The organism is Clostridium vitabionis (genome assembly GCF_015351765.1).
Lineage (GTDB): Bacteria > Bacillota > Clostridia > Lachnospirales > Lachnospiraceae > Clostridium_R > Clostridium_R vitabionis.
Map to the genome: position 1 here is coordinate 84,545 of NZ_JADKQA010000005.1, position 19,330 is coordinate 103,874.

16 protein-coding genes are annotated in these 19,330 nt (G+C 58.9%); 2 read left to right on the forward strand and 14 right to left on the reverse strand.

Annotated features, from left to right (window positions below; all coding sequences use genetic code 11):
• Nucleotides 1–79 precede the first annotated feature (79 nt).
• The 4 genes from ISF27_RS10290 to carB are packed head-to-tail and all read right to left on the reverse strand — an operon-like array spanning nucleotide 80 to nucleotide 5,150.
• A complete protein-coding gene (locus ISF27_RS10290; RefSeq protein ID WP_194611402.1) occupies nucleotides 80–793 on the reverse strand; it encodes a Crp/Fnr family transcriptional regulator in 714 nt (237 codons plus the stop codon).
• Nucleotides 793–1,281, reverse strand: a complete 489-nt coding sequence (locus tag ISF27_RS10295; RefSeq protein ID WP_194611403.1) for a threonine/serine exporter family protein — start codon at nucleotides 1,279–1,281, stop codon at nucleotides 793–795. Before ISF27_RS10295 ends, ISF27_RS10290 begins: the two co-directional genes overlap by 1 nt.
• On the reverse strand, nucleotides 1,278–2,075 hold the full coding sequence (locus tag ISF27_RS10300) for a threonine/serine exporter family protein (protein WP_194611404.1): 798 nt from the start codon (nucleotides 2,073–2,075) through the stop codon (nucleotides 1,278–1,280). The genes ISF27_RS10295 and ISF27_RS10300 overlap by 4 nt, the downstream gene beginning before the upstream one ends.
• A gap of 6 nt (nucleotides 2,076–2,081) precedes the next feature.
• Nucleotides 2,082–5,150, reverse strand: a complete 3,069-nt coding sequence (gene carB / locus ISF27_RS10305) for a carbamoyl-phosphate synthase large subunit (protein ID WP_194611405.1) — start codon at nucleotides 5,148–5,150, stop codon at nucleotides 2,082–2,084.
• 221 nt (nucleotides 5,151–5,371) lie between these two features.
• Between carB and ISF27_RS10310 the strand changes: the two genes are divergently transcribed.
• The gene (locus ISF27_RS10310) at nucleotides 5,372–6,316 is read left to right on the forward strand and encodes a serine aminopeptidase domain-containing protein (RefSeq protein ID WP_407926084.1); all 945 of its coding nucleotides are present in this window, start codon (nucleotides 5,372–5,374) and stop codon (nucleotides 6,314–6,316) included.
• A gap of 75 nt (nucleotides 6,317–6,391) precedes the next feature.
• Here ISF27_RS10310 and ISF27_RS10315 read toward each other — a convergent pair whose 3' ends face one another.
• From ISF27_RS10315 to ISF27_RS10360, 10 genes are all read right to left on the reverse strand, one after another.
• A complete protein-coding gene (locus ISF27_RS10315) occupies nucleotides 6,392–6,778 on the reverse strand; it encodes a hypothetical protein (protein ID WP_194611406.1) in 387 nt (128 codons plus the stop codon).
• A 13-nt stretch (nucleotides 6,779–6,791) separates the two neighbouring features.
• On the reverse strand, nucleotides 6,792–7,457 hold the full coding sequence (locus ISF27_RS10320) for a YoaK family protein (protein WP_235986287.1): 666 nt from the start codon (nucleotides 7,455–7,457) through the stop codon (nucleotides 6,792–6,794).
• Nucleotides 7,458–7,602: 145 nt separating this feature from the next.
• Nucleotides 7,603–8,598 (reverse strand): DUF1304 family protein, encoded by a 996-nt coding sequence (locus ISF27_RS10325; protein ID WP_194611407.1) that lies wholly within the window; start codon nucleotides 8,596–8,598, stop codon nucleotides 7,603–7,605.
• 14 nt (nucleotides 8,599–8,612) lie between these two features.
• Complete coding sequence (locus ISF27_RS10330; RefSeq protein WP_194611408.1) at nucleotides 8,613–9,617, reverse strand: triphosphoribosyl-dephospho-CoA synthase; 1,005 nt, start codon at nucleotides 9,615–9,617, stop codon at nucleotides 8,613–8,615.
• A complete protein-coding gene (locus ISF27_RS10335; protein WP_194611409.1) occupies nucleotides 9,617–10,225 on the reverse strand; it encodes a lactate utilization protein in 609 nt (202 codons plus the stop codon). The genes ISF27_RS10330 and ISF27_RS10335 overlap by 1 nt, the downstream gene beginning before the upstream one ends.
• Nucleotides 10,226–10,229: 4 nt before the next feature.
• Entirely contained in the window at nucleotides 10,230–11,978 is a 1,749-nt protein-coding gene (locus ISF27_RS10340; RefSeq protein ID WP_194611410.1) for a [FeFe] hydrogenase, group A, read from the reverse strand.
• The gene (locus ISF27_RS10345) at nucleotides 11,972–13,807 is read right to left on the reverse strand and encodes an NAD(P)-binding protein (RefSeq protein WP_194611411.1); all 1,836 of its coding nucleotides are present in this window, start codon (nucleotides 13,805–13,807) and stop codon (nucleotides 11,972–11,974) included. Before ISF27_RS10345 ends, ISF27_RS10340 begins: the two co-directional genes overlap by 7 nt.
• 286 nt (nucleotides 13,808–14,093) lie before the next feature.
• Nucleotides 14,094–16,379, reverse strand: coding sequence for a formate C-acetyltransferase (gene pflB, locus ISF27_RS10350; protein ID WP_194611412.1), 2,286 nt, complete (start codon nucleotides 16,377–16,379; stop codon nucleotides 14,094–14,096).
• A 127-nt stretch (nucleotides 16,380–16,506) separates the two neighbouring features.
• Nucleotides 16,507–17,250 (reverse strand): pyruvate formate-lyase-activating protein, encoded by a 744-nt coding sequence (pflA, locus tag ISF27_RS10355; protein WP_194611413.1) that lies wholly within the window; start codon nucleotides 17,248–17,250, stop codon nucleotides 16,507–16,509.
• Between the two features lie 446 nt (nucleotides 17,251–17,696).
• Complete coding sequence (locus ISF27_RS10360) at nucleotides 17,697–17,921, reverse strand: hypothetical protein (protein WP_194611414.1); 225 nt, start codon at nucleotides 17,919–17,921, stop codon at nucleotides 17,697–17,699.
• A 101-nt stretch (nucleotides 17,922–18,022) separates the two neighbouring features.
• On the opposite strand from ISF27_RS10360, the gene ISF27_RS10365 reads away from it, so the two are divergent.
• Nucleotides 18,023–19,327, forward strand: coding sequence for an ATP-binding protein (locus ISF27_RS10365; protein WP_194611415.1), 1,305 nt, complete (start codon nucleotides 18,023–18,025; stop codon nucleotides 19,325–19,327).
• The last annotated feature ends 3 nt before the right edge of the window (nucleotides 19,328–19,330 follow it).

Consider the following 19,330-nt stretch of genomic DNA (forward strand, 5'->3'; position numbering starts at 1 on the left):
GTGCCGGGCAGCTGCCCGTCCGGCAATGCTTGTCCTGCCTCTGTCCGGCATCATGGATATGCCGGACAGAGGCAGTTTTCTATGCTCTTCCGCCCTCGGAAATCTCGCGGAGCATGTCCCGGTCCCGCAGGCGGATTTTGCCCTTTCCCATTCTCTCGATAATCCCGCTCTTCTCAAATCCGCGGAGAACCCGGCTGACCGTCTCCTCCCTGAGGCCGATGCTCGCGGCGATCTCCTCCAGCTTCAGATTGATCTCCGGCCCCGGCCAGCGGCGGTCCCGGTCAAGCAGGAATCCCGCCATGCGGACCCTGGGATCGCGGATCGTCAAGAGCAGCGCCTTCTCCTGGGCTTCCGCCAGGCGGATGCTGAGCAGGCCGATCAGGTAGGACGCCACCTCCGGCTTTCCGGCAATCTCCGCCAGGAACACCGGCCGCCTGACCTCGCAGAGCTCGACATCCGTCAGGCAGACCCCGTCATAGACAAATTCCGCGCCGGGGCGGAAGATTCCCTCCCAGATCGAATTGCCCGCGGACAGCACATCCAGGATATATTCCCTGCCGTCGGTGTCAAACCGGCAGAGCTTCACCTGGCCGCGGCGGATAATCCGGATCTCATCGATCGGATCTCCCTGCTGGAATAGCCGGCTTCCCCGGACATGATGGGTGGAGACCGCCTGGGCGGTCAGCCGTTCCTGGACGGCCATCGGGAGTTCCCGAAACAGCGAGAGATTCTCTGTACAGAGCTTTGCGCAGCCGCACACCTCGCACCTTTGCGGCAATTGTGTCTCCGGCATCATCGCCCTCCTTCCTCCCTTCCGGCATCCCTCCGGCATCGCGGATTCCTGCCGTTCTCCAGCATTTTCCGGACCACATACCAGAATGCCCAAACGATGGACATCCCGATGGCGATCGCGAGCGCGTAGATCACGGTAATCTCAAAATCCACCTGCGCCGCGGAGATATCGCCGCTGACCGCGTTGCTCAGCGCGTAGTAGAGCGCGCGCCCGGGGATCAGCGGGATCACCGACGGGATAAAAAGTACGGTCGCCGGCACCCTGCAGAGCCTCGCCAGCGTCTCCGCGCAGACAGCGCAGAAAGCGGAGGCGGCAAGCGTCGCCGGAAAAATATTCTGCCACCAATGCATGCCGGCCAGGTACACGCCCCAGCCCGCCATGCCGATCAGGCAGGCGGCAGGACGCCATTTTTTCCGCAAGCGGAAAATCAGGCAGAAGCCGTAAGTCCCGAAAAAGCTGGCCGCAAGCTGCAGGAGAATCCGGTTCATGCCACCACCTCCTGCAGAAACCAGAAAGCCACCATGAAGCCCGCGGCAATGGCGCCGGCCCATAGCAGGCTCTCAATCAACCGCATCAGGCCGGCAATCGTGTCTCCGACCAGGACGTCCCGGAACGCGTTGGTCATCGCGAGGCCGGGAATCAGGAGCATGATATCGCCGATAGCCACCCAGTCCTGGTGGAGGAAGGAAAACAGGCGGGTGATGCTCCAGATGAACGCCCCCATGAATACGGAGATCACCAGGTTGGAGGTCACCGTGTTCGGCATGTATTTTACAATCCGCTTCTGCAGAAGGCAGATCAGGAGCGCGATTCCCGCCGACGTCAGCCCGTCCGCGATGGTTCCGCCGAAAAATACGGCGAAGCTGAACGAGCCGATCAGGCTTCCGGCGATCAGGTCGCGGTCGGACAGCTGCTCCTCCCGGATCCTGCACACCTTTTCCCGGAGCTTCCCGGGGGAAAATGGCGCCTTGCAGCATTCCCGGCTGAGGGCGTTCAGCTCCTCGATTTTGGTAAAATCCGTCGGCCCCGGGGAGGTGATCCTCCTCGTCAGCGTGACCTCCCGATAGCCGGGAAATACCGCCGTCACGATGATGCTGGACATGATCGCGAAAATATCCATGTGCTCGGCGCCGTAGGAATATCCGATTCTTGCGAGGGTGTCCTCGACGCGGTTAATCTCCGCGCCCGAGCACACCAGCATTTCCCCGATATCGAGGAGCGAGTGAAGCACCGCGATCTGCCCGTCCCTGTCGAGTGTCCTATCCGGTTTCCGTTGTTCCATTCCGTGTCAGCTGCCCTCTGTCTCGATTTTTTCATGCCATTCCTGCAGCGGCAGAATCCCGCTGTCCCCGGAGCGGAGCATCTGGTGGATTCCCTCCGCAGCGGCACGCGCCGCCGTCACCGTGGTGATGTACGGGACACCCGCGCGGATGGCGCCCTTTCTCAGGTAACTGTCGTCGTGGTGGCCGGTCTCCCCCTCCGGGGTATTGACAATCAGGTCAATCCTGCCGTTGATGATCAGGTCCAGGATGTTCGGCCGTCCGCCCTCGTAGATCTTCAGCACTTTCTCTGCCGAGACGCCTGCGCTTGTGATTACCTGGTATGTGCGCCCCGTGGCCAGGATGCGGAAACCGTCCTCGGCGAACATTCTCGCCAGAACCGCGGCCTCCGGCTTGTCCTGCTCATTTAACGAGATCAGCACCGTCCCTGAGAGCGGCAGGGTGGATCCCGCGGCCTCCTCGGCCTTGTAGAATGCCTCACCGGAGGCAGCGGCAATGCCCATCACCTCGCCGGTGGAACGCATCTCCGACCCGAGCAGCGGATCTACCTCCGGGAACATGGCGAAGGGGAAGACCGCCTCCTTCACGCCATAGTACGGAATAAACCGCGGAAGAAGCTTCGATACCGGCGACGGACGGAAGGTCATCGCTGAGGTGATGACATCCACAGCCACCGCCGCCAGGTCGATCCCGCAGACCTTTGAGGTCAGCGGAACCGTGCGGGATGCGCCCGGGTTCACCTCAAGGACATACACCCTGCCGTCCTCGATGGCGAACCGCACATTGAGGAGGCCGATGATCCCCATCGCCCCGGCAATCTTCTTCGTATATTCCCGGATTGTCCGGAGATTCCCCTCCGGAATATGCTTGGACGGAATCAGGCAGGCAGAATCGCCGGCATGGATCCCGGCAAGCTCGATGTGTTCATTTACCGCAGGAATATACACATTTTCGCCGTCGCTGACCGCGTCCGCCTCGCATTCCATCGCGCTGTCCATCAGCTTATCCGGAACCGGGATGCCGAGCTTCTCCATCAGGCCCCGGAAACCCGCCGGATCCGCTGCCTGGTCATTTTCCTCAGGCCTTGTGCCGAGGACGGGAACGCCCTCCTTCTCCAGCTCCTCTGCGAGCCGGACGGCGGTGGTGCCGCCGAACTGCGCAATCACCCCGGCCGGCTTCTCTTTCCGGCAGATGCCCAGCACATCCTCAAGGGTCAGCGGTTCAAAATACAGCCGGTCCGCCGTGTCAAAGTCCGTGGACACGGTTTCCGGATTGCAGTTCACCAGGATGGTCAAAAATCCCAGCTTCTTCAGCGCCTTTGCCGCATGGACCGAGGCGTAATCATATTCGCTTCCCTCACCGATCCGGTTCGGCCCGCCGCCGAGGATCAGGATCTTCTGCCTGCTGTCCGCAGCGACAGCCACCTCATCCGTGCCAATATAGCTGGAATAATAATAAGTGCCGTCCTCTGTCCCGCTCACCCGTACCTGCGCGTACTTTTCCACGAGATCCAGCTCCTCGCGGCGCTTCCGGATCTCGCCCTCGGGAACGTTCAGGATCTCCGCCAGATATTGATCCGAGAATCCGTCCTTCTTCGCCTGGATCAGGTCGGCGTCGGCGTAGACCGAGTTTGCCGGAACTGTCCCGTAATAGCGGGAAACCAGCGTCTCCTCCTCCAGGGCAAGCTCCCGGATCTCCGCAAGGAAATATTCGTTCACGCGGGTGACCGCCTGAACCTCCTCCACGGAAGCACCCTTCCGGAATGCCTCATAGATCTGGAAATACCGCTCGGAAGAAGGCTGTACCAGGAGACGCAGGAGTTCCTCCTTCGTCTTCGCGGCAAAATTCTTCGCGTGGCCAAGGCCGCTGCGGCCATTATCCAGCGAGCGGACCGCCTTCTGGAAAGCTTCCCGGAAATTTCTCCCGAGCGCCATCACCTCGCCGACCGCGCGCATCTGCGTCCCGAGCTTGTCCTCGACATCCTGATACGTCTCAAATGCCCAGCGGGCAAATTTGACGGCAACGTGATCATGTTCCGGCACATACTTGTCCAGCGTGCCGCACTTCCCGCAGGGAATCTCGGAAAGCAGCACCCCGCAGGCAAGCTGGGCGGAAATATACGTGATCGGGAAGCCGGTCGCCTTGGACGCCAGCGCGGACGAGCGGGAAGCCCTCGGATTGATCTCGATGACGATCACCCGGCCGGTCTCCGGATCCCGCGCGAACTGGACATTTGTCCCGCCCACAACGCCGATCTTCCGGACAATCCGGAACGCCTGCCTCTCCAGCTCCGCCTGGACTTCAGCAGGCACGGTGAGCATCGGCGCGGTACAGAACGAATCCCCGGTATGGATCCCGCAGGGGTCGACATTTTCAATAAAGCAGGCCGTGACCATATTGTCGGCGGAATCGCGCAGCACCTCGAGCTCCAGCTCCTCCCAGCCGAGCACCGATTCCTCCACGAGAATCTGGTGGATCAGGGACGCCCCGATCCCCCGGTCGGCGACCGTCCGGAGCTCGTCGCGGTTATAGACAAGCCCGCCGCCGGTGCCGCCCATCGTGTACGCGGGCCGGACAACCACCGGGTATCCCAGGGAATCGGCAATTTTCAGCGCCTCATCGACGGAATAGGCGACCTCGCTCTTCGCCATTCCGATGCCCAGCTCCTCCATCGTCTTTTTGAACGCGATCCGGTTTTCCCCGCGCTCGATTGCCTCGGCATCCGCGCCGATAACCTGGATGCCGTATTTTTCCAGGATGCCGTTCTTCGCGAGCTCCGCGCAGAGGTTAAGCCCCGTCTGGCCGCCCAGGTTCGGCAGGAGCGCGTCCGGGCGCTCCTTCTCGATCACCTGCTCCAGACGCTTCGCGTCGAGCGGTTCAAGATAAGTGCGGTCAGCCATCTCCGGATCCGTCATCACCGTCGCCGGATTAGAATTGATCAGAATAATTTCATAGCCGAGACTTTTCAGCGCGCGGCACGCCTGCGTCCCGGAATAATCGAACTCACACGCCTGGCCGATGACAATCGGGCCGGAACCGATGATAAGAATCTTGTGGATGTCTGTTCTCTTGGGCATAATAACCTCCTGATTCTCTGGCAGTACAACAGCTGCCGGTCTTTCGTAATTTTACCATAAATCAGGCGGTTACTCCATAATATCTGAAACTCTTCTGCCCAAGCCGGGAAAATTCGTTACGGTTCTTGGCCGAAATTTTTAATTCGTTGCAACATTTGTCAATTTTTCAAGCAGGGACTATAATCAGGGAAGGAGAAGTCTTTTTGTATAGACAAATACAAATGATGGAGGTGTTTTCCATGCTCTATGAAGACGAATTTTTAAGCTACAATGGCAGAGACCGGGTGCAGTACTGGATCTTCGTCCCCGCGGCCAAGCCGAAGGGGGTAATCCAGCTCATCCACGGCTTCGGCGAACACGCGCGGCGCTACCTGCACATGATTGCCCGCTACGTCGAGGCGGATTACATCGTCGCCTGTGACGACCACGTCGGCCACGGCAAGACAGCGATCGTGAACAATGCCACCTGGGGCGACTGGGGGGACAAGGGGTTTGAGACGATGGTTGAGGACGAACACCGCCTGAAAAAATGTGTCCAGGAGAAGTTCCCGCATCTGCCGTATTTCCTGTTCGGTCACAGCATGGGCTCGGTGATCGCGCGGGAGTTCATGGCCCGCTGGGGAAATGAGCTCGCAGCGGCAACCATCTGCGGCACCTGCGGCAGTTTCCCGACCAAAAAAGTGGAAGCCATGCTGAGAGACCTGGTAGAGAGCGGCCAGGCCACCGGCTCCGACCCGAAAGCCGCCGGCGAGGCCATGGGCTGGATGGGCGAGCGCTGCGGCGAAATCAAGCTCGGCAACGAGTGGATCTGCCACGACCCCTATGTCCAGGCCGACCACGCGAACGATCCCTTCGACGCCTTCACAAAGCCGACCCAGAACCGGTCGCTCCTCTACTTTATGGAAATGATCGATGATGTCACCGGCCCGGCGTGGGCGGAAAAAGTCCCCAAAGCACTCCCGATCTACAGCATCGCCGGCGACCAGGATCCCTTCGGCGGCTACGCGTCCGGTGTCTATGAGGTCAGCAACTGGCTGTACGATACCGGCCACCAGATTGAGACAAAGGTCTATCCGGGCTACCGCCATGAGATCCACAACTACAAGGCCATCAAGAATGAGGTCGTGGACGGCATACTGAGCTTCTTCGACCGGTACGCGAAGTAAAGGTTCCTGTTCATCGCGAAGCAAAGCCTCGGACAGGAAGGAGCCGCCCCTGCGGGCGGCTCCTTCTCCTGATCCTTATTCTTCCACTTCCTCCGGAACAGGTGCCGGCTCCTCAGCCGGAACTGCCATCTGCTCCTGCTGGGACTTCTTCACCTCTTTGCGGATTTTATGCATTTCCAGGCTGTCGTAGGCCCGGTTCCTGAGCGTGAGCACCAGGTCAATGATCACCATCACCATGTCCAGGAGATAAAACCAGGTTGGATAGGGAATCGCCCCGGTTTTCTTAAAGGTAACATATTTCCCGTAAATCCCGACCAGATAGCCGAAAATCACCACACACTCAAACATCAGGCTCTTGCCCTTCGCGGTCTTGGACTTCCAGGACTTCACGATATTGAACGGCCAGGAGAACCCGAACGCCAGCATCATCCCGATCTCACAGATCTGCGCAACATCAATCATCTGTCTTCCTCCCTCACTCTCTGTCGATAAACATTAAAAGAAAACTTACCGCGAGGAGTGCGCTGGAAATCCAGATCATGCGGATCCCCCGCACAGCCAGGCATGAACCGGCCCCCGCGCCGAGCGCGAAGAGCAGAATCACCAGAAAATAATGGCCGGCCTTCCGGAGAAGGTCACGGTCACCGGTCCTGAGATATGCGCTGAACGACTCCACGCCGCTGCGCATATTGCCGATACACATCGTACTCGCGTACGCATAGCCGTTGACCCGGCGGAAGGTCTGCACCTGCATGGCGCAGGAGAACGACACGAGGGCATTGGCCAGGGAATCCAGGGAATGCGGGAGAAAACCCACCAAAAAAAGCATGCCCATCTCCATGAGGACAATGAGCTGGCGCCAGTGCAGCCGGCGCGCGCCCCGGAGCTTCGCGCGGATCTGCTCCGCGGCGAGGACGCCCAGGGCAAATGCCGTGAGCGGGATCAGATAGCGGACCGCCCCGGACCGGTCTCCGGAAAACAGGCGGGCGCTCATGAGGACGATATTGCCCGTCTGGGCATTGGCGAATACCTGGCCGCGGACAAAGTAGGAATAGGCATCCTGAAAACCGCCGGATACCGTGAGAAATGCCATCACGGACAAGGCATCCGACATCTGTACATTCTTTTTCTTCTCAGACATAAGGACTTCTTTTGCTGCCGCGGCGGAAATGCCGCGGAATGATCAACTTGGCAACTGTCCGGATCCTCACATGCCGGAATGCACGCAGAATCGCCCGTGATCGGCCTTTTGCGGACATGCCCGGCTTATGCAGGACAGGGGAAAATCAGTGCTGCACGGCCTGATGAAGCAGCATGGACAGAAGCGCCGCCGCGGGGAGAAAACCCTGCCCCAGCGCAATCGCTGCCCTGCCACTGGAAAGCGCGCCGTAGATCGCGCAGGCCGTCATATAGGCGAGGAAAATCGCGCAGACCTTGGTCCCGTTTCGGGAAATCCAGGCTCCGTACAGCAGAAATACTCCGATAAGCCCATTATAAACTCCCTGATTTCGAAAGAGAAGCCCGAGATTTTTGCGCCGAAGCTCAGCTGTGCTGATTTTAAAAACCCGGGAAGTCAGCGCCGAGCTGGTCGCAAAGGTTTCCAGAAACATGATCAGCAGGCACTCGATCGCCGCCGCGGTCGACAGGATCCGGGTAATTTCATTCATCTTACTTCCCTCCAGATGAAGATGATACGCCTCCTTAACGAGGATCGCATAATACATATTGCCATAGGCATAGCGCCAGCCGCCGGAGCTCACGGCCACAGGATTGAGGTAGGCGGCCTTTTTTCCTCCGGATTTTTCCCTGGCGAAAGCCTTGGCCAGGTCAAAGGTATGTTTTCCGCCATTTTCCGCCACATAATCGATGTAGCCCGGGCCGTAATTGTACGCCTGGAGCACAGTGTCAAAATCCACATGTTTCTCACCGGCACGCTTCAGGAGGCCGGCAAAATACGCGCACCCCTGGCGGACAGATTCCGCCGAATCCAGGGAATTGGACTTAAGGCCTGCGGATTCACTGCTCTGCATGACGTCCTCCGCCTCGCCGCCGCTCTCCACCTGGATGATCGCAAGCAGCCAGCCCTCATAGCTGTCGATCTGCTCCTCCACGGCTGCCTGATGAATAGCGCTCCGGTACCGGAGCACCGATTCCGGAAGCCCGGACCGCTGCCGCACGGCGGCAGAAAAGGCGAAAGCCGCCGCGATCGCGGCGGCAAAAATCAGAAGGACGGCCGCGGCATGCCGCCGCGCGTCATCCATAATTCCCGTTGTTCTCTGCATGGAAACATCTGCCCTCAACTTTCCATGTTCCCGGAGAGCAGGCTCTCCAGGCGTTCCAGATAGAGCGCCGCCGCCATCATGTCCGCGGCGCCTCCCGGGCTCAGGTTCCGGCGGATGCACTCCTGATTGAACTCCCGGAGGCGGGGAAGCCCGTCCGGCGCCTCCGCCCCGCCGAGATCCAGGATCTCCGCCGCCCTGCCCTGAAGCCATCGGAGCGCCTCCGGAGACCCCCGGTGGACTACATTCGTGTCGTGAAGGCAGGTCATCACCGCGAGAAGAATATCAAGATTGGCACAGTTTTCAGACACTTCATCCTTCCTGCAGCGGCGCAGCATCGGCAGCGCCTTCTCCCGGAGAACCGGAAAGCCCTCCTTGGCCTCCCCGCGGATCCCCTGTTCGCCGTAGCGGCTGTAGAGAAGTTCCCCGTGCGTCGCCGGCGCGATCATCCCGCCATCCGGCGCAGCTGCCCGCCTGTCCGGTACCGCCATCCGGGCAAAATCCCGGTTCATCGCCTTCCGGGCGATCTCCCCGGAGAGCCGGAGCAGCTCCTCCGCGGAACAGGAGCGCCGCAAGGCCGGCGCGGCAGAACTTCCGCAACCTGCCGGATCTCCGCGCGCCGCGCCCTTCCCCATCCGGAAGCAGAGCCCGGCGGCGGCCGAGATCAGGCCGATCGAGAAAATCATGCCCTTGTGCGTGTTGACGCCGCCGGTCGCCGCATACATCGCCTTCTCCGCCATCTTTCCGATCTCGCGGACCGCCGGGAAGATGGCCTCCGGGTCATCGCCCAAAGTGTACGCGGCCTCCGCCATCTCCCGGAAATACGGGCTGACTGCCCCGGTGCTGCGGATAAACGTGGTGAGATTCATATCCCGGTGCGCGCCGTTATCCTCCTGATCCACCAGCCCCGGCTTCGGCGTCGTCAGGATCTCCGCGAGGAGCGACGCGGCGGCGGCATTTTCCAGGCGGAGGAAAAAGCGTTCTTCCGCCTCCTCCGGCATCCGGTTCACCCGTCCCGCCATCAGTAGCCGAGGTCCTCATCGATGAGGATCACCTCATAGCTGCAGCCCTTCGGCGCCATCCAGAGCACCGAGAGCGCCCGGCAGATGCGCTCCGGGCTTGAGCAGTCGTAGCAGCGGTCGCCGCCGTTCGCCGCACAGGGGGTCTTCACATGGAAGCGGACCGCGATCTTCGGCGCGGCGATATTGCGCGCCCTCCAGTACGCTTTCTCGTAATCCGGGGCGATCTTGTTCCTTCCGGCCACGAAGATCACCCGGCTGTGCCCGTAGATCGTCGCGGCAACCCGGTTGCCCGTGCCGTCGATATTGATGATCTCCCCGGTCTCCGCCAGACCGTTCACACCGGAGATATAGACATCCGCGCCGATTGCCTCGCGGCGGAGGTCGTCCGCCGTCTTTCCTTCCGGCAGCCGCCAGTGCCAGAGCACGCGGTTATGCGCCCCGAGCCGGTCATAGAGGCCCATGGCCTCCACCGTCTTGCTGCCGCCGAAAGCGACGGAGGTGCCGTCGATCTGCCCGTCCACAAATTCCGCCGCCTCCGCCGCCGTGGCGAAGGTATGGACTTCATAGCCTTTTTTTCGCAGAGCTTCCGAAACTTTATCAAAATTCATGTTTTCACCTTCTATTGTTCGTCTCCCCCGGCATATTCCAGGCATGGTGATCCGTATGAAGCAGGTGCTCCGCCTTCTCGGAGAGAGGCTCGCCAAGGTAATCGCGGTAGACCGCCTTGATGGACGGATTCTCATGCGAGAAGCGCAGGTTGCTTCCCTGGTCCTGCATGTAGAGGATCGGGGCGCGCAGCGGGGCAAGCTCGAAGCCCTCGCGGATCGGCTGGCCGCCGCCGCCGACGCAGCCGCCGGGGCAGGCCATGACCTCGACGAAATCGTAGCTCGCCCTCCCCTTCCGGAGATCCTCGAGAAGCGCGCTCGCGTTGCCGAGGCCGTTGACCACGCAGACCCTGAGCTTCTGGCCGTTCCCGAGGTCAAATTCCGATTCCTTCCGCCCTTTCATGCCGCGGACTGCCTTGAACGCATCCGGGTTGGGGTTCTTTCCGTTGACAAAATAGTAGGCGCTCCGGAGAGCTGCCTCCATGACGCCGCCGGTCGCGCCGAAGATATTGCCGGCGCCGGAGCCGACCCCGAGCGGAAGATCCGGATCGGACTCGTTGAGCGCGGTGATATCGATGGAATCCGAGCGGATCAGGCGGGCAATCTCCCGCGTGGTCAGAACAACATCCACCTCAGGATCCCCTTCATCGTCCACCATATTCGGATAAGCTGCCTCCGCCTTCTTCGCGACGCAGGGCATGATGGAGACGCAGAAAATCTTCTTCGGCGACACGCCGAGGGTATCCGCGTAATAGCTCTTCGCGATCGCGCCGAACATCTGCTGCGGGGACTTTGATGTGGAGAGATTGTCCACAAAGTCCGGGTAATGCGCCTTGGCGAAGCGCACCCACCCCGGGCAGCAGGAGGTGAACATCGGGAATTTCGCCTTCTCCGGGTTCTTCAGCTTCTCCAGGAGCTCATTGGCCTCCTCCATGATCGTGAGGTCAGCCGAGAAATCGGTGTCAAAGACATAGTCGAAGCCCATTTTCCGGAGGGCGGCCACCAGGCGGCGCAGCGTGGCGAATTCCGGGTTCACCTTGAACGCCTCTCCCCAGGAGGTGCGGATCGACGGCGCGACCTGCGCAACCGTGATCACCTCCGGATCTTCCAGCGCGTCCAGCACGCGGTCTGTGTCATCCCGCTCGCGGAGTGCACCGACCGGACAGTGCGTGATACACTGACCGCAGAGGACGCAGTCCGCGTCCTCCAGGCGGTAAAGTCCGGAGACATCCACCGTGGTCCGGGAGCCGGTATTCACCAGGTCCCAGATATGGGTATTCTGTACATGGTCGCAGACCTGGATGCAGCGCATGCACTTGATGCACTTTTCATATTCGCGGATCAGCGGAAACTTCACACTCCCCCGCTTCTCCGGGATCGTCCGCTCATAGGGGACGCCGATGATATTCAGGTTGTTGGCCACCTTCTGCAGGCCGCAGGTGCCGCCGCGGTTGCAGATGGCACAGTTGGTATCGTGCTCGGAAAGAATCAGCTCCACATTGATTTTCCGGGTGTTGCGGACCTTCTTCGTGTTGGTGCGGATCACCATGCCCTCGGCCACCGGATTATTGCAGGCAGTAAAGAGGCGGGCATAGCCCTCCACCTCGACAACGCAGACCCTGCAGGCACCGATCTCGTTCAGATCCTTCATGAAGCAGAGCGTGGGGATGTGAATGCCGGCAAGCTTCGCGGCATCCAGGATCGTCGTGCCCTCCGGCACTTGAAGCTCCCTGCCGTCAATCGTTACATTTACCATTTTTCCTCTCTGCCTCCCTTAAATACACCGTAGCCGAAGTGATCGCAGTGGAGGCACCGGCCGGATTCCTGGCAGGCTTCCTCCCTCGTCATCGACAGTTCCATCAGGTCATAATCGTGGCGGCGCTCATCAGCCGGACGCTCCCGGAGGTTGATCCTGCCGCACGGCTTGTTGTCCGAGAATCTCACCGGCGGAACCTGGACGTCGGTCCGGATCTCATGGTTGAACCCGAGATAGTCGTCGATATTGGCAGCCGCTACCTTGCCCGCCGCGATGGCGCGGATGCAGGTTGCCGGGCCGGTCACGCAGTCGCCGCCCGCGAAGATGCCCTCCGCATCCCGGATACTGCTGGTGTCAAAGGCATCAATGCGCCCGCGCTGGAGCGGAAGGCCGAACTCGCCGAATTTCTGGGAATCGATGCCCTGGCCGACCGCGACGAGGACGCGGTCCACCGGCATGCGGATATCCTCCCTCTCGCTGGAAGGGATCGCCGACGGACGCCCGTCCTTCACATAGCTGGTCATCTGCTGGCGGTACCAGATCGCCGAGACATTTCCCTCCTCATCCTTCTCGATGCGGAGCGGGGAATCCAGCTCCATGACCTCGCAGCCGTCCGCGATGGCGCCCTCAACCTCCTCCGGAAGGGCTGTCATATCCAGGATTCTCCGCCGGTACAGGATGCGGACTGTCCGCGCGCCGCAGCGCACCGCCGTCCGCGCGACATCCATGGCGACGTTGCCGCCGCCGACCACCGCGATATTGAGGCCGGTGAAATCCGGGTAAATGTTATCGCCGATATCTCTCAGCATCTCCACCGCCGAGATAACGCCCGCCGCGTCCTCGCCGTCGATGCCGATCTTCCGGTCTGTGTGTGCGCCGATGGCAACATAGAGCGCGTCGTACTGCTCCCGGATCTCCTCGATCGAGATATCCTTGCCGATGCTGACATTGGTCACTGCCTTGAATCCGGAGAGCTTCAAGCCCTCGATCTCATGATCCAGAACCTCGCGCGGAAGGCGATATGCCGGGATGCCGTAGCGGAGCATGCCGCCGAGCTGTTTTCTCTGCTCATAGACCGTCACGTCGTGGCCCATGATCGACAGGTAGTACGCGGCGGAAAGGCCGGACGGGCCGCCGCCGATGACCGCGACCTTCTTGCCCGTCGCCTCGTAGCGGCGCGGGGTCTTGATCTCGCCCTCGTTCTCCACGGCAAAGCGCTTGAGGCCGCGGATATTGATCGGCGCGTCGATCATGGTCCTGCGGCAGCGGACCTCGCACGGATGCTCGCAGATCAGCGCGCAGGACGCCGGGAACGGATTGTCCTTGCGGATCAGGTTGACCGCATCCGCGTATCTCCCCTCGTGGACAAGGGCGACATAGCCGGGCACATCCACGTGCGCCGGACACTGGGACACGCAGGGAACCGGCTGGTTCTGGAGACCCTTGCAGCGGTGCTTGGTGATGTGCTCGATATAATCGTCGCGGAACCCCTGGACGCCGCGCAGCACCATGTGGGCTGCCTCCGCGCCGATTGCACAGTCTGATGAGTAATAGACACTCTCTGCCGTACGCTCGATCAGGGTCAGGGTATCCATCGTCGCCGTCCCCTCGAGAACCGAATTGATCAGCCGCTCAAGCTGGCCGAGGCCGATCCGGCAGGGAACGCATTTCCCACAGGACTGCGCATGACAGAGGTGGAGAAATGCCCACGCGAGATCCACAGGGCAGAGTCCCGGCTGGCTTGCCGTGATCCTGCGCTCCAGATCCTTATAGAGCTCCTCGACTGTCTTCTGCGCATTGTTCTGTGTCACAATGCTCAATCTGCTCATAACACTCTCCTTGTCTGCAGTCTATTTTTTCACGATATTGCTGAATTGAATAGAACGTTGCTACAATTATAGGCGAAAATGCCCAATTTTTCCACCGACAATTCTATAGATTTTTCTTTGCCGTGATAAAAATATCCTATTCAGGGTTCCGCCTCCCGCGAAGCTTTGCCGCAGACAAGGAGAGGTTTGATGCCTGCAGCCTGCCTGAAATGACGGGAAGCCCCCGCAAAACCGCCTTAAGGCAGCGGCTTCGCGGGGGCTTCCCCGGGATATACTTTTACTAAAATCACATTCTCTCGTGCGCGTTTCTCGCGATGACGTCGAGCTGCTGCTCACGGGTGAGGTCAATGAACTTCACCGCGTAACCGGAAACCCGGATCGTGAAGTTCGCGTACTCCGGCTTCTCCGGATGCGCCATGGCATCCTTCAACCGGTCAACGCCGAAGACATTGACATTCAGATGATGCGCGCCCTGGTCGAAATAGCCGTCCATGACGTGAACCAGGTTCTCCGTGCGCTCCTCCTCGGTGTGGCCGAGCGCCGACGGGCTGATGGTCTGCGTGTTGGAAATGCCGTCCAGCGCGTACTCGTAGGGAAGCTTCGCCACCGAGTTCAGGGAGGCGAGAAGGCCGTTCTTCTCCGCACCGTAAGCCGGGTTTGCTCCGGGCGAAAATGGCGTGTATGCTGCCCTGCCGTCCGGAAGGGCGCCGGTAGCCTTACCGTAAACGACATTGGAGGTGATCGTCAGGATCGATGTCGTCGCCTCGGAATTGCGGTAGGTGTGGTTCTTCTTCACCTTCGTGAGGAAGGTCTTGAGCAGCCAGACCGCGATCTCATCCGCACGCGCATCGTCATTGCCGTAGCGCGGGAAGTCGCCCTCGATCCGGAAGTCCACGGCAACGCCTTCCTCATCGCGGATAGGGGTTACCTTGGCATACTTGATCGCGGAGAGGGAATCCACCACATGGGAGAAGCCGGCAATTCCCGTCGCGAAGGTCCGGCGGACATCCGTGTCGATGAGCGCCATTTCCGCCGCCTCATAGTAATACTTATCGTGCATGTACTGGATCAGGTTCAGGATATTCACATAGAGGGAAGCCAGCCAGTCCAGCATCAGGTCGTACTTGTGCATCACCTCATCGTAGGAGAGCACATCAGCGGTGATCGGCGCAAGCTCCGGGCCGACCTGCATGTGGCGGCCGCTCTTGTCGCGGAACTTCTCATCCTTCCCGCCGTTGATCGCGTAGAGCAGGCACTTCGCCAGGTTCGCGCGCGCACCGAAGAACTGCATCTCCTTCCCCGTCTGCGTCGCGGAGACGCAGCAGCAGATGCTGTAATCGTCTCCCCAGACCGGCTTCATCACGTCATCATTTTCATACTGGATCGCGGACGTATCCACGGAAATCTTCGCCGCGTACTTCTTGAAGCTCTCCGGGAGCTGCGAGGAATAGAGCACCGTCAGGTTCGGCTCCGGAGACGGTCCCATATTTTCCAGCGTGTGCAGGAAGCGGAAGTCGTTCTTCGTCACCATCGACCTGCCGTCCATGCCGATGCCGGCAACCTCCAGCGTCGCCCACACCGGGTCGCCGGAGAACAGCTCATTGTAGGACGGGATCCGGGCAAATTTAACCATGCGGAACTTCATGACCATGTGGTCGATCAGCTCCTGGGCCTCGCTCTCCGTGATGGCGCCCTCCTTGAGGTCGCGGTCGATATAGATGTCCAGGAAGGTGGAAATCCTGCCGACGCTCATCGCCGCGCCGTTCTGCGTCTTCACCGCGGCAAGATAGCCGAAGTAAACCCACTGCACGGCCTCCCTGGCATTCTTCGCCGGGGCGGAAATGTCATAGCCGTAGATCTCCGCCATCTTCTTCATGCCGCGCAGCGCCCGGATCTGCTCCGCGATCTCCTCGCGCTGGCGGATGATATCGTCGGTCATCACGCCGCAGCCGCAATTCTCCAGGTCTTCCTGCTTCTTCTCAATCAGAAAATCAATGCCGTAGAGGGCAACCCGGCGGTAATCGCCGACGATGCGGCCGCGGCCGTAGGTATCCGGAAGGCCGGTCACGATGTGGCTGTGGCGGGCGCGGCGCATCTCCGGGGTGTAGGCGTCAAACACCGCCTGGTTGTGGGTCTTGTGATAATCGGTGAAAATCTTGTGGAACTTGGGATTGACCGCATAGCCGTAGTTGGCGGCAGCTTCCTCCGCCATCTTGATGCCGCCGTAGGGCATGAAGGCACGCTTTAACGGCTTGTCGGTCTGGAGGCCGACGATCTTCTCGAGATCTTTCATCGATTCATCGATATATCCCGGCCCATACGACGTGAGCCCGGAGACGATCTCCGTCTCGCACTCGAGGACGCCGCCCTTCGCGCGCTCCTCCTTCTGCAGCTCCTGGAGCTTTCCCCAGAGCTTATCCGTCGCCTCGGTCGGCCCGGCCAGGAAGGAAGCATCGCCGTCGTACGGCGTGTAATTCTTCTGGATAAATTCGCGGACGTTGACGTCATCTCTCCACTTTGTGCCCTGGAAGCCTCTCCAGGCATTTTCCCTGTTCCCGGTAAGCGTCTGCATATATTCTCTCCTCCGTCTCCAGGCCGTGCGGCCTGCTCTCCCATAAAACCTGTTATCCTGTCTCAGCCTTCCCTGTGCGGGCGTGCTTCACCTTCTCGGTTCCCCGCACGGAAATCGCGGTATCTTCTCAGCCTTCCCCGCGCAGGATCCGCTGTGCTTTCTCCGCTTCCTCCGCGGTGGGCACCCTGACATCCCGAAGGGTGTACGGGATTCCGGCTTTTTCCCATTTGGGGACTGCCATGTTGTGGTACGGCAGAACCTCAATCTTCCTGACATTCTTCAGGGAGCGGAGAAACTCCGCCGTCTTCCTGAGGTCTTCTTCCCCGTCGGTGATCCCCGGGACGAGAACCTGGCGGATCCAAACCGGCTTTCCTCTGCCAGAAAGGTATCTCAGCATCGCGAGGATATTCCCGTTCGGCTTTCCGGTCAGCCACCGGTGCCTACCGGGATCGATGTGCTTGATATCCACAAGCAGGAGATCCGTGACGGCAAGCAGCCGGTCAAATTTCTCAAGGAAAACCGGATCTTCGGAAAATGGTTCCCCCGCCGTATCGATGCAGGTGCCAATCCCCCGGGCTTTCGCCTTCTCAAAAAGCTCTGTGAGAAAATCGATCTGCAGGAGAGGTTCCCCACCGCTGACCGTGATGCCGCCATCCTTTCCCCAGTAGCTCCGGTAGCGCTCCGCCTTGTCCAGGAGTTCATCCGCCGTCATCGCTGTGCCGCCGTCCGCTGACCAGGTGTCCACATTGTGGCAGTACCGGCACCGCAGATGACAGCCCATGAGGAAAATCACAAACCTCACGCCGGGACCGTCGACGGAACCGAACGTCTCGATTGAGTGAACTCTGCCCATTCCCGCTGTATCGGCCATTCCGTCCTCCTTTCCCAAAAGGCTTTCCCGTTACACCTGCATCATAAGGGACGGGAGGGGGGTATTTCCTTGATTGGAATCAAGTTTTCAGGGGATTTGTTCCGGGGAGGCGGACCCCCTCGCGCAGCAATATTGTCTGAATTATATGTATTTATTGCTCAATAATGTATTATTTTTTATTTACCTTTTTTCTTTATCGCTATTGACAGACTGCACTTTTTCCTGTACAATAAAGACAGTTAAGGAAGACGAAGAAAGTTGAAGGGAGTAAAGAAGGCGGCGAGTGCTTCACCGGAATGAAAGCCTTCAAAGTTCAGAAAAGTTCCAAGACGAAAAACTGAATAGGAGGTAAGTTGTTATGGAGGAACCGTACAACTAAATGGCCCATCAATCAGAAGAGAAATGATTGATGGGCCTTATTTTTTTCTCCTATTCTTTAGCCCTTGTCAGCGCATGCCGGGGAGAGCCCGCAAAACCGTTTGCAAACAACAGTTTTGCGGGCTCTCCCCGGCTTTTTCCCAGGAAATCACCATCTCCTCCCCGACGCCGCCTTCTTCCCTGCCGGCTCGCGGTCCGCCCGGATACAGAAGCAACAGAATATGCATATATGCATATTTTTGACCGGCAAAAAGATGCATACTTGCATATTTTTGACCGGCAAAAAGATGCATACTTGCATATTTTTGACCGGTAAAAAGATGCGTGCTTGCGTATTTTCTGCTATACTTCCCTTAAGGATCAAATACATTATCTCTCAGAAGGAGGAAGATCGATGCTGCAACGAACTGTCGATGCCGAACTTCTCCGCTTTGCCGACTCCAAAGAAAAGAAATGCCTTGTCGTGCGCGGCGCGCGGCAGGTCGGTAAGACGTGGTCTGTCCGCAACCTGGGCAACTGTGGGAAATTTCCATCGTTCATCGAAATCAATTTTCTGAAATCCCCGGATTTGAAGAAAATCTTTTCCGGCAATCTGGATGTCGATACCCTTTTGCTGAACTTTTCCCTCTATCTGCCAAATAGAGCATTTATCCCGGGGAAAACTCTCCTCTTTCTGGATGAGATCCAGGAATGCCCGGAAGCCATCACCTCACTAAAATTCTGGGCGGAAGACGGCCGCTTCCGCGTAATTGCCAGCGGATCCATGCTCGGCATTGATTATAAGCGTCCCTCCTCCTATCCGGTTGGGTCTGTCCGCTATCTCGACATGAGTTCCCTGAGCTTTTCGGAATTTCTCCAGGCAATCGGTGTGAATTCCCAACTGATTGATATACTGCGGGATTGTTTCCATCAGGGAAACCCAGTGCCGGATGCCATTCATCAGCAGATGATGAAATATCTGAAGCTCTACATCGCCATCGGCGGCATGCCGGAAGTGGTACAGCTTTACACGGATACAAACAGCTTTTCGGAAACCGACGTCCGCCAGCGGGAGATCCTGCAGGACTACCGCTATGACATCGCCCACTATGCGCCGCCGTCTGAAAAAATCAAAGCAGAAAAATGCTACTTTTCTCTACCGGAACAGTTGGACAAGGAAAATCATAAGTTTCAGTATTCCATTGTCGAACCGCGAGGCACGAAACGAAAATTCGGATCAAGCATTGACTGGCTGGAAAATGCGGACCTGGTCACCATCTGTCCGGCCGTAACCAAAATAGAAGCCCCTCTGAAGGATTTTTCCGATTCCGATAATTTCCGCCTCTATCCGCGAGACATCGGCCTGTTTCTGTCCATGTATGATTTTTCTATCAAGCAGAAACTCTTAACCGGAGGATCCGAGATCGGGCAGGCAAAAGGCGGCATCTATGAGGCACTGATTGCTTGTATGCTTGCCCAAAACCGTCACAAACTCTATTTTTACAAGAATGATACCACAAAGCTGGAATTGGAATTCCTGATGGATTCCCCGGACGGGGTAATCCCAATCGAAGTCAAGGCAGGAAACAACCGGTCACGCTCGCTGGATCGGATCCTCCAGTCGGAAACGATTCCATACGGTTATAAACTGATCTCCGGTAATGCCGGTATGACCGGCAAAAAGAGAAGTATCCCGCTGTATATGGCTATGTTCCTGTGACGA

Excerpts from the sequence above, each read along its gene's own strand:
- ISF27_RS10290 (WP_194611402.1), bottom strand. The coding sequence starts at position 793 with ATGCCGGAGACACAATTGCCGCAAAGGTGCGAGGTGTGCGGCTGCGCA.
- ISF27_RS10295 (WP_194611403.1), bottom strand. The coding sequence starts at position 1,281 with ATGAACCGGATTCTCCTGCAGCTTGCGGCCAGCTTTTTCGGGACTTAC.
- ISF27_RS10300 (WP_194611404.1), bottom strand. The coding sequence starts at position 2,075 with ATGGAACAACGGAAACCGGATAGGACACTCGACAGGGACGGGCAGATC.
- carB (WP_194611405.1), bottom strand. The coding sequence starts at position 5,150 with ATGCCCAAGAGAACAGACATCCACAAGATTCTTATCATCGGTTCCGGC.
- ISF27_RS10310 (WP_407926084.1), top strand. The coding sequence starts at position 5,372 with ATGATGGAGGTGTTTTCCATGCTCTATGAAGACGAATTTTTAAGCTAC.
- ISF27_RS10315 (WP_194611406.1), bottom strand. The coding sequence starts at position 6,778 with ATGATTGATGTTGCGCAGATCTGTGAGATCGGGATGATGCTGGCGTTC.
- ISF27_RS10320 (WP_235986287.1), bottom strand. The coding sequence starts at position 7,457 with ATGTCTGAGAAGAAAAAGAATGTACAGATGTCGGATGCCTTGTCCGTG.
- ISF27_RS10325 (WP_194611407.1), bottom strand. The coding sequence starts at position 8,598 with ATGCAGAGAACAACGGGAATTATGGATGACGCGCGGCGGCATGCCGCG.
- ISF27_RS10330 (WP_194611408.1), bottom strand. The coding sequence starts at position 9,617 with ATGGCGGGACGGGTGAACCGGATGCCGGAGGAGGCGGAAGAACGCTTT.
- ISF27_RS10335 (WP_194611409.1), bottom strand. The coding sequence starts at position 10,225 with ATGAATTTTGATAAAGTTTCGGAAGCTCTGCGAAAAAAAGGCTATGAA.
- ISF27_RS10340 (WP_194611410.1), bottom strand. The coding sequence starts at position 11,978 with ATGGTAAATGTAACGATTGACGGCAGGGAGCTTCAAGTGCCGGAGGGC.
- ISF27_RS10345 (WP_194611411.1), bottom strand. The coding sequence starts at position 13,807 with ATGAGCAGATTGAGCATTGTGACACAGAACAATGCGCAGAAGACAGTC.
- pflB (WP_194611412.1), bottom strand. The coding sequence starts at position 16,379 with ATGCAGACGCTTACCGGGAACAGGGAAAATGCCTGGAGAGGCTTCCAG.
- pflA (WP_194611413.1), bottom strand. The coding sequence starts at position 17,250 with ATGGCCGATACAGCGGGAATGGGCAGAGTTCACTCAATCGAGACGTTC.
- ISF27_RS10360 (WP_194611414.1), bottom strand. The coding sequence starts at position 17,921 with ATGCATCTTTTTGCCGGTCAAAAATATGCAAGTATGCATCTTTTTGCC.
- ISF27_RS10365 (WP_194611415.1), top strand. The coding sequence starts at position 18,023 with ATGCTGCAACGAACTGTCGATGCCGAACTTCTCCGCTTTGCCGACTCC.